Origin of the sequence: Cobetia sp. 2AS, assembly GCF_029846355.1 — a bacterium.
Lineage (GTDB): Bacteria > Pseudomonadota > Gammaproteobacteria > Pseudomonadales > Halomonadaceae > Cobetia > Cobetia amphilecti.
This window is the reverse complement of the sequence record NZ_JARWKQ010000005.1, coordinates 42,676-56,364: the sequence shown is the minus strand read 5'-3', so window position 1 is coordinate 56,364 and position 13,689 is coordinate 42,676. Positions and strand designations below refer to the sequence as shown.

General features: G+C 61.5%; 11 protein-coding genes and 1 tRNA gene. 7 read left to right on the top strand and 5 right to left on the bottom strand.

The features are described 5' to 3' along the window. Nucleotides 1-52 precede the first annotated feature (52 nt). Nucleotides 53-820 carry an exodeoxyribonuclease III gene (locus QD356_RS13540; RefSeq protein WP_043331765.1) on the bottom strand — a complete coding sequence of 256 codons (768 nt, stop codon included), beginning with the start codon at nt 818-820 and terminating at the stop codon, nt 53-55. A gap of 86 nt (nt 821-906) precedes the next feature. On the opposite strand from QD356_RS13540, the gene pyrE reads away from it, so the two are divergent. The 4 genes from pyrE to rep all read left to right on the top strand — a co-directional run bounded on the left by pyrE (nt 907) and on the right by rep (nt 4,951). Continuing rightward, entirely contained in the window at nt 907-1,581 is a 675-nt protein-coding gene (gene pyrE, locus QD356_RS13535) for an orotate phosphoribosyltransferase (protein WP_107335804.1), read from the top strand. A 55-nt stretch (nt 1,582-1,636) separates the two neighbouring features. Further along, complete coding sequence (locus QD356_RS13530) at nt 1,637-2,197, top strand: YfaZ family outer membrane protein (protein ID WP_192838994.1); 561 nt, start codon at nt 1,637-1,639, stop codon at nt 2,195-2,197. Nucleotides 2,198-2,340: 143 nt separating this feature from the next. Further along, nucleotides 2,341-2,814 (top strand): tRNA (uridine(34)/cytosine(34)/5-carboxymethylaminomethyluridine(34)-2'-O)-methyltransferase TrmL, encoded by a 474-nt coding sequence (gene trmL, locus QD356_RS13525; RefSeq protein ID WP_192838993.1) that lies wholly within the window; start codon nt 2,341-2,343, stop codon nt 2,812-2,814. 55 nt (nt 2,815-2,869) lie between these two features. Then, on the top strand, nt 2,870-4,951 hold the full coding sequence (gene rep, locus QD356_RS13520; protein ID WP_054556336.1) for a DNA helicase Rep: 2,082 nt from the start codon (nt 2,870-2,872) through the stop codon (nt 4,949-4,951). 30 nt (nt 4,952-4,981) lie between these two features. Here rep and QD356_RS13515 read toward each other — a convergent pair whose 3' ends face one another. After that, the gene (locus QD356_RS13515) at nt 4,982-5,476 is read right to left on the bottom strand and encodes a c-type cytochrome (RefSeq protein WP_192838992.1); all 495 of its coding nucleotides are present in this window, start codon (nt 5,474-5,476) and stop codon (nt 4,982-4,984) included. A 144-nt stretch (nt 5,477-5,620) separates the two neighbouring features. Between QD356_RS13515 and QD356_RS13510 the strand changes: the two genes are divergently transcribed. Both QD356_RS13510 and QD356_RS13505 read left to right on the top strand, forming a co-directional pair. Beyond that, nucleotides 5,621-5,697 (top strand) — tRNA-Arg (locus tag QD356_RS13510). Between the two features lie 253 nt (nt 5,698-5,950). Beyond that, a complete protein-coding gene (locus QD356_RS13505; protein WP_225996597.1) occupies nt 5,951-7,564 on the top strand; it encodes a coniferyl aldehyde dehydrogenase in 1,614 nt (537 codons plus the stop codon). Nucleotides 7,565-7,570: 6 nt separating this feature from the next. Here QD356_RS13505 and rnk read toward each other — a convergent pair whose 3' ends face one another. The 3 genes from rnk to typA all read right to left on the bottom strand — a co-directional run bounded on the left by rnk (nt 7,571) and on the right by typA (nt 11,572). Beyond that, the gene (rnk, locus tag QD356_RS13500) at nt 7,571-7,984 is read right to left on the bottom strand and encodes a nucleoside diphosphate kinase regulator (protein WP_192838991.1); all 414 of its coding nucleotides are present in this window, start codon (nt 7,982-7,984) and stop codon (nt 7,571-7,573) included. Nucleotides 7,985-8,222: 238 nt separating this feature from the next. Next, nucleotides 8,223-9,113, bottom strand: a complete 891-nt coding sequence (locus QD356_RS13495; protein WP_043331776.1) for a WYL domain-containing protein — start codon at nt 9,111-9,113, stop codon at nt 8,223-8,225. A gap of 650 nt (nt 9,114-9,763) precedes the next feature. After that, nucleotides 9,764-11,572 carry a translational GTPase TypA gene (typA, locus tag QD356_RS13490; protein WP_043335760.1) on the bottom strand — a complete coding sequence of 603 codons (1,809 nt, stop codon included), beginning with the start codon at nt 11,570-11,572 and terminating at the stop codon, nt 9,764-9,766. A gap of 643 nt (nt 11,573-12,215) precedes the next feature. Here typA and glnA point away from each other — a divergent pair. Continuing rightward, nucleotides 12,216-13,622 carry a glutamate--ammonia ligase gene (glnA, locus tag QD356_RS13485; RefSeq protein WP_192838990.1) on the top strand — a complete coding sequence of 469 codons (1,407 nt, stop codon included), beginning with the start codon at nt 12,216-12,218 and terminating at the stop codon, nt 13,620-13,622. The last annotated feature ends 67 nt before the right edge of the window (nt 13,623-13,689 follow it).

Genomic DNA, 13,689 nt, shown 5'->3' with positions numbered 1-13,689 from the left:
TGCGACTGGCAGGGTGGCCCGAGGCTGAACGCTCAAGGGGTGACAGCGTGCATCACAGCTCGAGGTCGTACTCGACGATGACCGGTGCGAACTCGCTGAAGGTGGCATCGGTGTCGATCCAGGCGTCCTTGATATGACGACGCAGGTTCGGGTCAATGACCTGATAGTCGAGGCGCCAGCCTTCCTGACGGGCGCGCGGCTGGTCACTGTCCAGCGCTGGCCACCAGGAGTACTGGTCGGCATCGCGATTGACTTCGCGGAAGGCGTCGATGAAGCCGATCGGGCCGAAGACCTGATCCATCCATGCACGCTCTTCCGGCTTGAAGCCCGGCGTCATCTGATTGTCGGACCAGTTGGCGAGGTCGACAGTCTTGTGGGCCACATGCCAGGTGCCGCAGATCATGTAATCACGACGCTTGCGGCGCAGCTTGCTGAGGTATTCCTGGTACTGCTCCATGAAGGCGCCCTTGGCAGCCGGATCACTGCCGTCAGGCATCAGGAAAGAGCAGATGCTGAATCGGTCGTAATCGGCCTGCAGGTAGCGGCCTTCGTTATCGCACTGCTCGAAGCCCAGTCCATACATGATGGCCTTGGGAATCTGGCGGCAATAGAGGCCAACCCCTGAGAAGCCGTCCTTTTCGGCGTCCAGGAAGTAGCCTTCGTACCCTTCCGGGTAGAGGATGCTGTCGTCGAGCTCGAAGCTCTTGGCCTTGAGGTTCTGGATGCAGACGACGTCGGCGTCCTGACTGGCAAGCCAGTCGAGGAAGCCGCGGCTGACCGCTTCTCGAATACCATTGACGTTAACTGTAGCGATTTTCATACGTGGTCCCTGGTTCGTCGCGCCTGTATGATACCCGAGCTTTAGACGATTTGGTAAATGGCTAACGAATTCAAAGGTGATATCGGATGCAGGACTACCAGCGGGAGTTCATTGAGTTTGCCATCGAGCAGGACGTGCTGCGGTTTGGCGAGTTTACGCTCAAGTCCGGGCGGGTGAGCCCCTACTTCTTCAATGCTGGTCTATTCCGCTCCGGACAGGCCCTGGCACGTCTGGGACGCTTTTACGCGCGTGCCATCGTCGAATCAGGCCTGGAAGCCGATGTGCTGTTCGGCCCGGCGTACAAGGGTATCCCGCTGGGCGCCGTGACGGCCGTGGCGCTGGCGGATCATCATGATCGTGACATGCCGTTTACCTTCAATCGCAAGGAAGCCAAGACCCACGGTGAAGGGGGCTCGTTGGTCGGCGCGCCCCTCGAAGGCCGCGTGATGATCATCGATGATGTCATCACCGCCGGCACCGCCATCGGCGAAGTGATGGAGATCATCCACGCCGAGAGTGCCAAGGCGGCGGGCGTCGTGATCGCACTGGACCGTCAGGAGCGCGCTCCCGATGGTCAGGGAGGCCTGAAGGCGAACAGCGCCATTCAGGAAGTGGAGGCACGTTTCTCCATGCCCGTGGTCAGTATCGTGACGCTCGACCAGGTGCTCGAATATCTGGAACAATACGCACAGCAGGAACTGTCTGGGCATGCGGTCGCGATTCGCGACTACCGTGCGCAATACGGTCTCCAGGGCGCCTGAGAGCGTTCATGACCCGCGCAGCATTACCTTCCCAGTCACGTACAGAGGTGCATACATGACAGCTCACCGTAACATTCTCGGCCTTTCGGCAGCCATCCTCGCGGCCAGTCTGTCCGCCCCGGCCATGGCCGGCAACGCTGACCTCAACCTGAATACTGAAGCCGTTCAGGGCGAAATCAATGGCGAGATCAGCAATGGCGTCCAGCTCGGCGGCGGTATCCTGTCCAGCGATGACCACGACGACGTCACTGCCGGTCACGTCCAGCTGCTGGGCACCGAGCGCACCAGCGAATACGACGTGGGCCTCGGCGCACGCTGGAGCCAGTACGACACCGACCACGGTGACGGCGGCGGTCTGGGCCTCGGCGGCTACGGCTACTACTACCTGCCGGGCGCACCGCGCGTCTCGCTGGGCGGCTACGGCTACGTGACCCCGGACGTCGCGACCAGCAACGACCTCGAGCACAGCTATGAATACGGCCTGCGCGCACGGTATCAGGTCATCGACAACGTCGAAGGCTATGTCGGCTACCGCAAGGTGAAGGCCGACTTCGAGAACCGTGACGAACGCACGCTGGATTCCGGCCCGCTGGTCGGCATGCGCCTGCAGTTCTGAGTATGTAATCGGCAACGCGTGCTCCGCGTGAGTCACGCATTGCGGTAAGATGGCGGGCCCTTCGGGGCCCGCTTTGCGTTGTCATGGCCAGGTGAGCATCGCCGGCCAGCCCCCTGTTTTCGCCTTCTGCCGCGAGTCTGCTCATGCTCGATATCGTGCTCTATCAGCCCGAGATTCCGCCCAATACCGGCAATATCATTCGGCTGTGTGCCAATACCGGTTACCGCCTGCATCTGATCGAGCCGTTGGGGTTCGAGCTGGATGACAAGCGCCTGCGCCGCGCCGGTCTCGATTATCATGAGTGGGCGCGTGTGCAGCGTCATGCCAGCCTCGAGGACTTCGTCGCAACCGTGAAGCCTTCGCGCATCTTCGCGCTCTCGACGCGTGGCCGTACCGCACCGCATGAGGCCAGCTTCCAGGCCGGTGATGCGCTGGTGTTCGGCCCCGAGACACGCGGCCTGCCACAGGCGATGCTCGACAGCCTGCCCCGCGAGCAGGTGTTGCGCCTGCCGATGCTGGCTGACAGTCGCAGCATGAACCTGTCGAATGCCGTTGCCGTGGTCGTCTATGAAAGCTGGCGTCAGCTGGATTTCGCCGGCGCCGTGCAGCTCGATTGATCTGACGCATAGCGTTTGAGATGACCCACTTCCCCTCGCCCAGCAGGACACCGTGATGACCGAGATCCGTGATCGCCTCGCCAAGCTCAACCCCCGCCAGCAGGAAGCCGTGCGCGCCATCGATGGCCCCTGTCTGGTACTGGCCGGTGCCGGATCAGGCAAGACCAGCGTGATCACGACCAAGATCGCCTATCTGGTGCAGGAATGCGGCATGAAGGCACGCAACATTGCCGCCGTGACCTTCACCAACAAGGCGGCGCGCGAGATGAAGGAGCGTGTCGGCAAGATGCTCAAGGGCCGCGAGGGCCACGGGCTGATCGTCTCGACCTTCCACACCCTCGGCCTGACCATCATCCGCGGCGAGCTGAAGACGCTGGGCTACAAGCCGGGCTTCTCGCTGTTCGACACCGATGACGCCAAGGTGTTGATCAAGGAGCTGATGCACAAGGAAGCCGACACCGACGCCGAGCAGATCAACGCGGTGCAGAGTCAGATCTCCACCTGGAAGAATGATCTGATCCTGCCCGGGGCGGCGCTGTCGCATGCCGAGGATGAAGACGCCCAGTACGCCGCGGTGATCTACGAGGCCTACAACCGGCATCTCAAGGCCTACAACGCGGTCGACTTCGATGACCTGATCCTGCTGCCCGTGGTGCTGTTCCGTGATCATCCCGAGGTGCTGGCGCGCTGGCAGCGGCGCATCCACTACATGCTGGTCGATGAGTATCAGGACACCAACATCAGCCAGTACCTGCTGGTGAAGATGCTGATGCAGGAGCGCCAGACCTTCACGGTGGTGGGCGATGATGACCAGTCGATCTACGCCTGGCGCGGCGCGCGCCCCGAGAACCTCGTCACTCTCGGTGAGGACTTCCCGCGCCTGAACCTGATCAAGCTGGAGCAGAACTATCGCTCCACCGGCATCATCCTGCGCGCGGCGAACACCCTGATCGCCAACAACCCTCACGTCTACGACAAGACACTGTGGTCGCAGATGGGCGATGGCGACCCGATCCGCATCATCATGAATCGCAACGAAGAGGCCGAGGCCGAGCGCGTGGCGGGGGAGATCCTCACGCGGCGCATCAAGGAAGGCGCCGAATGGCGTGATTTCGCGGTGCTCTATCGCGGCAACTTCCAGGCACGCCTGCTGGAACTGAAGCTGCAGCACTACCAGATCCCCTACAAGCTCTCCGGCGGCACCTCCTTCTTCGGGCGCAACGAGATCAAGGACGCGATGGCCTATCTGCGTCTGCTGATCAATCCGGCGGATGACAACGCCTTCCTGCGTATCGTCAACGTGCCGCGGCGGGAAGTCGGGCCGGGCACGCTGGAGAAGCTGGCCAACTACGCCACCGGGCGTGGCGTGTCGCTCTACGCCGCCTGCAGCGAGATGGGCCTGCGCGAGCAGCTCAGCGAGCGGGCGCTGGACCGCCTCGGCCGCTTCACCCATACGCTGGACCGCGTGCGCCGCGAGATGGACGCCGGCCAGTCGATCAGCGCGATCCGTGAGCTGTTCCGCGAGGTGGATTACGAAGGCTGGCTGTACCAGAACGCCAGTGCACCCAAGATCGCCGAGCGGCGCATGGCCAACGTCTGGATTCTGGTCGATCAGCTCGAGAAGTCGATCAGCGGCAATCCGCAGGAAGAGGTGGAGGAGCTGGAAGGCAGCGAGGCGATGATCGGTGATACCGAGACCGGCGATGTCGCGGCGGCCATCTCACGCCTGGTGCTGCGCGACATTCTCGAGCAGCAGGCCGAGGAAGATGACTCGGACCGCGTGCAGCTGCTGACGTTGCATGCCTCCAAGGGCCTGGAGTTTCCGCATGTCTACGTGCTGGGGCTGGAAGAAGATCTGCTGCCACACCGCAACTCCATCGAGATGGACACGGTGGAGGAGGAGCGCCGCCTCGCCTACGTGGGTATCACTCGGGCGCGGCGCACCCTGGTGCTGACGCTGGCGCGCCAGCGCAAGACCTACGGCGAGATGATGGACTGCGTGCCGAGCCGCTTCCTGGATGAGCTGCCCCCGGAAGACCTCGAGTGGGAAGGGCGGGCCGACAAGCCGCAGGATCAGGAGAAGAAGGTCGCCCGCGGACGGGATGCCATCGCGGGCCTGCGTTCGCTGCTGGGCTGATGTTGATTGTCGGGTACTGTGCGCTGAGACTCAGCGCACGGAATCGAGCAGGTAATCCACCGCGGCCTTCACTTCCTCATCGGAAAGCGCCGGGTTGCCGCCCTTGGCCGGCATGGCATTGAAGCCTTCGATGGCGTGGGTGTAGAGCGTCTCGTCGCCCTTGGCGAGGCGGCCTTCCCAGTCGCTGGCCTCGCCCAGACGCGGGGCACCGGCGGCGCCAGTGGTGTGACAGGCCATGCAGATACCACCGTAGACCTTCTCGCCGTCTATCGCGCTGGCGGCATTGGCTTGCCCGCCAGCGCCGCTCTCCGCCGGCTGCGAGCTCGCTGCTGAGCCATCACCGGCGCAGGCATCACCTTTTACGCATAGCTCGCCCACCGGCTTGAGTCGCTCGGCAATCGCCTCGCGGGAGTTGTCTGCGGCCTGTGCGGACGCGTTGACTAGCACGCTGAACAGCATCGCGCTCAATGAAAGTGACAGGGAAGAGCGCTTGTGGGGAAAAGCGGCTGGCCGGCGAGCTTGCATGGCGTGCACCTTTTGGGGCTGTGTATCGAGCCAGTATAGCGCTCGCCGGAGGCGCAGCAACCGCGTGGCTGGCGGGATATCTCGACATCGTAGAATCAAGACGTTACCATAAGCGCGCCTCGGTTCACTGCAACCCTGGCATGCGCGCCCATAGCTCAGCTGGATAGAGTACTGCCCTCCGAAGGCAGGGGTCGCAGGTTCAAATCCTGCTGGGCGCGCCAACGAATTCCCGTCACCGGCGCCATTGCCGGTCGACACCCGAAAAGCCCTCGTACCTCACGGTGCGGGGGCTTTTTGCATTGCGGTGCGCGGCAGCGGCGCAGGCGACTTTCTTTGACGCCATCAAACGAGTGTTCTAAAACGGGATGAGCCACGCTGGTGATTCTCCTCGCGCCGGCCGCTGTCGCCTGGCACGCCATACTCGTGGCTGTCTGTCTTCGCTGCTGGCTTCGCCGGCCCTCACTGGATGTCCTCATGACGCCTGCTTCCCCTGTAGACCCCCGTGCTGTTGACGACCTGCCTGCCACCTCAGACGCTGCGACTGCCTCATCAGACCACGAGGGAGAGGCCGAGATAGCTCGCATGCAGGCGCTGCTGGAAGACCAGCGAGCCGCGTACGGCCTGTCACCGATGCCCAGCGCCAACGAGCGCCTGGCCTGGCTGACCTCGCTGCGTGATGCGCTCAAGTCACACGAGGAGGCCTTGATCGCGGCGATCAGCGCCGATTTCGGCCACCGCAGCGCCCATGAGACGCGTCTGGCCGAACTGGTACCGAGCTATGAAGGTATTCGTCATGCACGCCGTCATCTGAAGGGCTGGATGAAGCCCTCGAAGCGTCATGTCAGCGCCGCCTTCCAGCCGGCCTCTGCGCGCGTCGTCTATCAGCCGCTGGGCGTGGTCGGCATCATCGTGCCCTGGAACTATCCTCTCTATCTGGCGATCGGCCCCTTGATCAGCGCACTGAGTGCCGGCAATCGGGTGATGATCAAGATGAGCGAGTTCACCCCCGAGACCGCCGAGGCGCTGCGTGTGATGCTGTTCGATGCCTTCGATGAGGTGCAGGTGGCCGTCGTGACGGGTGAGGCCGATGTGGCGGCGGCCTTCTCGGCCTTGCCCTTCGACCACCTGCTGTTCACCGGCAGCACGACGGTCGGCAAGCATGTGATGCGTGCCGCGGCGGACAACCTGACCCCCGTGACGCTGGAACTGGGTGGCAAGTCGCCGGTGATCATGTCGCGTGAGCTGATGGCGGATGAGGCGCAGCGTCGTGAAGCGGCAGGGCGGCTGGCCTTCGGCAAGGGCATGAATGCCGGCCAGACCTGCGTCGCGCCGGACTACGTGCTGTGCAGTGACGACCAGGTCCCGCTGCTGGTCACGGCGCTGGGCGAGGCTTTCCAGCGCTTCTATCCTCGCTTCTGCGAGACGCAGGACTATTCGCGCATCATCAATCGGCGTCAGTACCAGCGCTTGCGAGAGGTGCTCGAGGACGCCTTGGCGAAGGGCGCGACGCTCAGGCCTCTGGTCGACAGCCCCGACTGGAATGACCCGGCGCTGGTCGAGAAGCGTCTGATGCCGCCGCTGGCGTTGCTCGATGTGACCGATGAGATGCGCGTGATGCAGGAGGAAATCTTCGGCCCGCTACTGCCGATCGTCGGCCTGGCGGTCGCGGGGGCAGCGGATGAGGCGGATAGCGAGACGAGCGAGAAGGGCAGGTTGCTGGATGCAGCGGCGGATGCGCTATCCGTCGCGATGGCCTATGTGAACGCCCGGCCCCGGCCGCTGGCACTGTATTACTTCGGCCACGACAAGCACGAACAGCAGCGCGTCACCGAAGGCACGCATGCGGGCGGAATGTGCCTGAACGATACCCTGCTGCATGTGGCGCAGGATGACATGCCGTTCGGCGGCATCGGGCCGTCCGGAATGGGCCATTATCATGGCAAGGAAGGTTTCCAGACACTCAGCAAGGCCAAGGGAATCTTCGCCAAGGGGCGCATGAATGGCGCGCGGCTGATGTACCCGCCCTATGCAGACGGGCCGACAGCGCGCGCCATCCATGGTCTGATTCGCCGTCTGCTGATGCGCTAGGCGCTGTCAGCGGTGCAGGTCGCCGGCGCTTTCCGGCTGGTAATGCAGCGCCTCGATACGCACCTCATGCAGGCTGCCATCCGGCAGCCGCCACTCGATGAGACTGCCGACCTTGAGACCGAGCAGGGCAGCTCCCAGTGGCGCCAGCACCGACAGGCCATCCTGCTGGCCGGGCAATGCATGCGGATAGACCAGCGTGCGCATCAGAGTCTGCTGGCGGGTCAGGTCCGTGAACTCCACGCGGCTGTTCATGCTGACAATATCGGCGGGCACCTCGTGAGGCTCGACGACCTCGGCGCGCTCCAGCTCGTCCTCAAGCTGTTCTGCCACCTGACGGTCGGTGGCGGCAACGCGATCAATCAGGCGCTCGAGGCGTTCGGCGTCCAGGCGATTGATGATGATCGAGGGAAGTGTGGCCATGAGACCTCCTGTCAGTCGTGGTGTCAGCCCCTTGCGAGCAAGGCCTTGCTGGACACCAAAAAAACAGTCCTCCGCCGGGAAGGGCGAAGGACTGTGTGCAGAAGTCATCATATAAACTTCGCTCGACGATGGATAGCCCATTCAGGCAACTTGTGGTCAGTGCGAGGGCATTGACTGGACAGGGGGTGGGCACTGGAAGAGCCGGGAGAGAGCAGGGGGAGGCCCACTCACTCCCGCGTTAGGCGCTGGAGCTGACGAACAGCCAGTCAGTGATCTCGTCGCGATTGAGCACGACCAGCTGCTGGGCGCGCGGAGACTCTTCCAGATGGTCTGGATTGATGCCCAGCTCGCGCAGGACGTATTGGACCAGAGCGCCGCGTGTCGGCAGGTGCAGCTCGCCATCCACCATGCCGTGGTCCTGTTCAATCAGGCCGCGTTCGGCGGGGGTCAGGCGCGGGTCGGCACCCAGCTTCAAGGTGACTCGCGTCTCCCAGCCTTCATCACACTCGCGCTGGCTGCCCTCGAGGGCTTCACCGAATAGCTCCGGCACTGCGCGGAATCGAGACAGCACGAAGTCGCGAAAAGCCCGGTTCTTCTCGCAGAAGGCACGCACGTGCCAGCGGCCAGCGGCGTAGACCAGCGTATGCGGACACAGGATACGCTCCTCCCCCTGGGGAGAGTTGAGAGAGGCGTAGGTCACCTCGAGACGCGCGCCCTGACTGGCGGCTTCGATCAAGGCTCTGACCACCGGCGGGCTGGCGCTGCGTGACGGCAGGCGCAGGGCCTCGGTGTTTGCCTGACCTAGTCCCAGCCCGGTGAAATGCGGATTCAGATTGTCGTGATTGCCCAGCAATTGCAGGTATTCATCGACTTCACCCCGCGTCAGCATGGGGCAGAAATTTGCCGATGGACGGTAGCCCTTGATGACGGGGTCATACTCGAGATTGTTCTCGGCGACCGTCTCGCGGTAGGTCTTCATGACGCGCGAGGCTTGCTGTCTGGCGATACCGAAGGCGTTGCCCAGATGACGCGAAGTGACTCGCCCCTCCCACAAGGCGATGATCTCGATCAGGCGGTAACGCGCCAGCGTGTCCCATGGCAGGACTTCGAGGCGTTGCTTGATGCTCATTGCTGAATCCTTTCAAACGGGTCTTCTGGAGCGTATTCGTGACGCATTGCACACACCTGGCTTGGCAATGGCGACACATGGCGAGTGCTCACGAGGATCGGTAAGAGGACCCTGCTCCGGGTGGCGTGTGGCGAACAAGTCTTCGTTAACTGCAGGATATGCATAAAGAAAGCTCCGGCAGAAGATACCTGCTCCGTTGCGTTGACCCTAGTGACTGCGCATCGACGTCTCGTTTTTGCGTCGTTCAAACGCGACGCATCATTAGAATTCGACGATTTATCCTCTCTCGGTGTCGTGTGATTGCGCGCTATCAACAGATCAAGACATTAGGTTGCGCAGGGGCGTTGGCCGCGAGTGGCATGCTCTGGATGAAGACGCTATATGCGCAACACGAATATGCGTCATATAACTCTCATTTAAGTGTTAGAGATGCCTCAGGCCAAGGTATCGCGCAAAGTTCCCTTATTCTGCGAGCCCTAATAGCGACGCACTTCCTGCAATGACATTCATAAGTATTAGAGAGATGGTCATGCTGCCCTTTGCGGCAACAGCGAAAAGTGCTCAAACGCAAAAGACCCGCCGAGTTGGCGGGTCTTTTGCGTTTGAGCACGATGCCCCCTGCCATCAGGCAGGGGGCAGGCTGGGCCAGCTTACTTGCTGGCGCGCTTGCGCTCGTTCTCTTTCAGGTACTTCTTGCGGATACGGATGTGCAGCGGAGTGACTTCCACCAGCTCATCGGAATCCAGGAACTCGATCGCCTGTTCCAGGGTGAAGCGGATCGGCGGCGTCAGCACGATGTTTTCATCGTTGCCGGTAGAACGCATGTTATCCAGCTTCTTGGCCTTGGTCGGGTTGACGACCAGGTCGTTGGCGCGGTTGTGGATACCGACCAGCATGCCTTCATAGACTTCGGTACCGTGACCGATGATCAGCTTGCCGCGTTCCTGCAGGGTGTACAGGGCGTAGGACAGCGCCTTGCCCGGTACCATGGAGATCATGACGCCGTTGCGACGCTCGACGCCTGCGCCTTCCTTCAGGTCACCGTAGTGATCGAAGCGGCTGGTCAGGATGCCGGTACCGGAGGTCAGGGTCAGGAACTGACCACGGAAGCCGATCAGACCGCGAGACGGGATGATGAAGTCCAGACGCACACGACCCTTGCCATCCGGGTTCATGTTGGTCAGCTCGCCCTTGCGGTAGCCCAGCTCTTCCATGATGGAGCCCTGGTGCTGCTCTTCACAGTCGATGATGACTTCTTCGTACGGCTCCTGCTTCTTGCCGTCGATTTCCTTGATGATGACTTCCGGACGGCCCACGGCCAGCTCGAAGCCTTCACGACGCATGGATTCGATCAGAACGGAGAGGTGAAGCTCACCACGACCGGAGACGACGAATTTCTCCGGCGTCTCGCCCTGTTCGACGCGCAGTGCGACGTTGTGGATCAGCTCCTGGTCCAGACGCTCACGGATGTTGCGGCTGGTGACGAACTTGCCGTCCTGACCGGCGAACGGAGAGTCATTGACCTGGAAGGTCATGGAGACGGTCGGCTCATCGACGGTCAGCGGCGGCAGCGCCTCGACAGTGGCGGTGTCGCAGATGGTGTCGGAGATCGCGAGGTTCTCGATACCGGTGATGCAGACGATGTCGCCGGCAGTCGCCTTGTCGGTCTGCACGCGGTCCAGACCCATGTGAGTCATGACCTGGCCGATCTTGCCCTTACGGACAGCGCCTTCCTTGGTGATGATGGAAACCTGCTGACCCGGGCTGACAGCGCCACGCTTGATGCGACCCAGACCGATGACGCCGACGTAGCTGTTGTAGTCCAGTGCGGAGATCTGCATCTGGAACGGGCCGTCCAGCTCGACCTTCGGCGGCTCGACGATGTCGACGATGGACTGGAACATCGGGTCCATGGTGTCTTTCAGGTCTTCCGGATCCATACCGGCAATGCCGTTGAGGGCAGAGCAGTAGATGATCGGGAAGTCGAGCTGCTCGTCAGTCGCGCCCAGGTTGTCGAACAGATCGAAGATCTGGTCAACGACCCAGTCAGGACGAGAGCCCGGACGGTCGATCTTGTTGACGACGACGATCGGCTTCAGGCCCTGGGCGAATGCCTTCTGGGTCACGAAGCGAGTCTGCGGCATCGGGCCATCTACGGCATCGACCAGCAGCAGCACGGAGTCAACCATGGACATCACGCGCTCGACTTCGCCACCGAAGTCAGCGTGCCCGGGGGTATCCACGATGTTGATGTGGTAGTCGTTCCACTGGATCGCGGTGTTCTTCGCGAGAATGGTGATGCCGCGCTCTTTTTCCTGGTCGTTGGAATCCATGATGCGTTCCTGACCCTCGGCCTTGCGGTCCAGGGTGCCGGACTGACTCAGGAGCTTGTCGACCAGGGTAGTTTTACCGTGGTCAACGTGGGCGATGATGGCTATGTTGCGAAGTTTCTCGATCACGACGGGAACCTGTGCGGAAAATGGGCGCTCGCGTACCGGGCGCTTGTGATTTGGGGCGCATTATAGGGGGCATGGCATGCCTCCTGCCAGCATCGTGCATTCACGAGGCGAGTCAGCGAGTGCCTTCAACTGGCCTGAAGTGCCCAAATGATTGTCTCTCAAGTCTTTTCCGCCTCCTTGTCGCGGACGAAAAAAACTTGTGGATTGAGGCAAACGCGAGGAGGGAAGGAAGAAATGACCGCAATGTGATGCTGACGTGATCATCGAGTGGGAGTGGAGAAATACCGCGCATTCAGCATTTTGCACCAATGTAGAGCAATGGCGTTTTTTGGTGCACTCAAATGATGAATCTGCACTGCGCGATAAGAATTTTTGCACCTTGTCGGCTCATCTTTGGTCGGTTTTTTGCGCTTGATGCATGAAGATGGTGATGTTTTTTTTCAGCATATTCATGAGCTTACTGAAATGGCCGATGAGGCGTGCGCCATTCTGGCACGCTCGCTGCATTGTTAGAGCATCCTGTCTGATGGCTGGCATAACGACGCCGACCATGAGAGAAAAGGCTTACAAAATAGAGCAATAACCCCCAGACAACGCTGACACCAACTGTAACCAGAGCCGCCGGCTCCATCGGAGAATTACCATGGCTGAGAAGACACTTGCCCTGATTGAAGAACACGAAGTCAAGTGGGTTGATCTGCGCTTCACCGACACCAAGGGCAAGGAGCAGCACGTCTCCATCCCGGCGCGTTCAGTGGATGAGGAATTCTTCGAGAACGGCCAGATGTTCGATGGTTCCTCCATCGAAGGTTGGAAGGGCATCAACGAATCCGACATGATCCTGATGCCGGACGACGGTACTGCCTTCCTCGACCCGTTCACCGAAGACACCACCCTGGTGCTGCGCTGCGACGTCATCGAGCCGGCCACCATGCAGGGCTATGAGCGTGATCCGCGCTCCGTCGCCAAGCGCGCCGAGGAATACCTGAAGTCCACCGGTCTGGGCGACACCGCCTTCTTCGGCCCGGAGCCGGAATTCTTCATCTTCGATGAAGTGCACTGGAAGAACGAGATGAACGGTTCCATGTTCAAGATCTCTTCCGAAGAAGGTGCCTGGGCGACCGATTCCACGCCGGAAGGCGGCAACCTGGGCCACCGTCCGCGTCTGAAGGGCGGCTACTTCCCGGTCCCGCCGATCGACAGCTTCCACGATATCCGTGCTGCCATGTGCAACACCCTGGAAGCCATCGGTCAGGAAGTCGAAGTTCACCACCACGAAGTGGCGAACGCCGGCCAGAACGAGATCGGTGTCAAGTTCAACACCCTGGTCAAGAAGGCTGATGAGGTTCAGGAACTCAAGTACGTGATCCACAACGTGGCTCACGCCTACGGCAAGTCCGCGACCTTCATGCCCAAGCCGCTGGTCGGAGACAACGGTTCCGGCATGCACGTTCACCAGTCCTTCTGGAAGGATGGCGACAACCAGTTCGCCGGTGACGAGTACGCGGGTCTGTCCGAAATGGCCCTCTACTACATTGGCGGCATCATCAAGCACGCTCGTGCCCTGAACGCCTTCACCAATGCGTCCACCAACTCCTACAAGCGTCTGGTGCCAGGCTTCGAAGCGCCGGTCATGCTGGCCTACTCTGCCCGCAACCGTTCCGCTTCCATCCGTATCCCGTACACCGCCAGCCCGAAAGGCAAGCGTGTCGAGGCGCGTTTCCCGGATCCGACGGCCAACCCGTACCTGGCGTTCTCCGCGATGCTGATGGCCGGTATCGACGGTATCAAGAACAAGATCCACCCGGGCGACGCGATGGACAAGAACCTCTACGACCTGCCGGCCGAAGAAGCCAAGTCCATCCCGACCGTGGCCGAGAGCCTCGAACAGGCCCTGACCGCGCTGGACGGCGATCGTGAGTTCCTGACCCAGGGCGGCGTCTTCACCGACGACATGATCGATGCCTACCTCGAGCTGAAGGGCGAAGACGTCCAGCGCCTGCGCATGGCGACTCACCCGCTCGAATTCGACATGTACTACAGCGTCTAAGTACAGCAGCGTTCAAGCGCTGCAGAGGTTGAGGCAGCCATTCGCTAGCCACGCCATCTGACGGAGG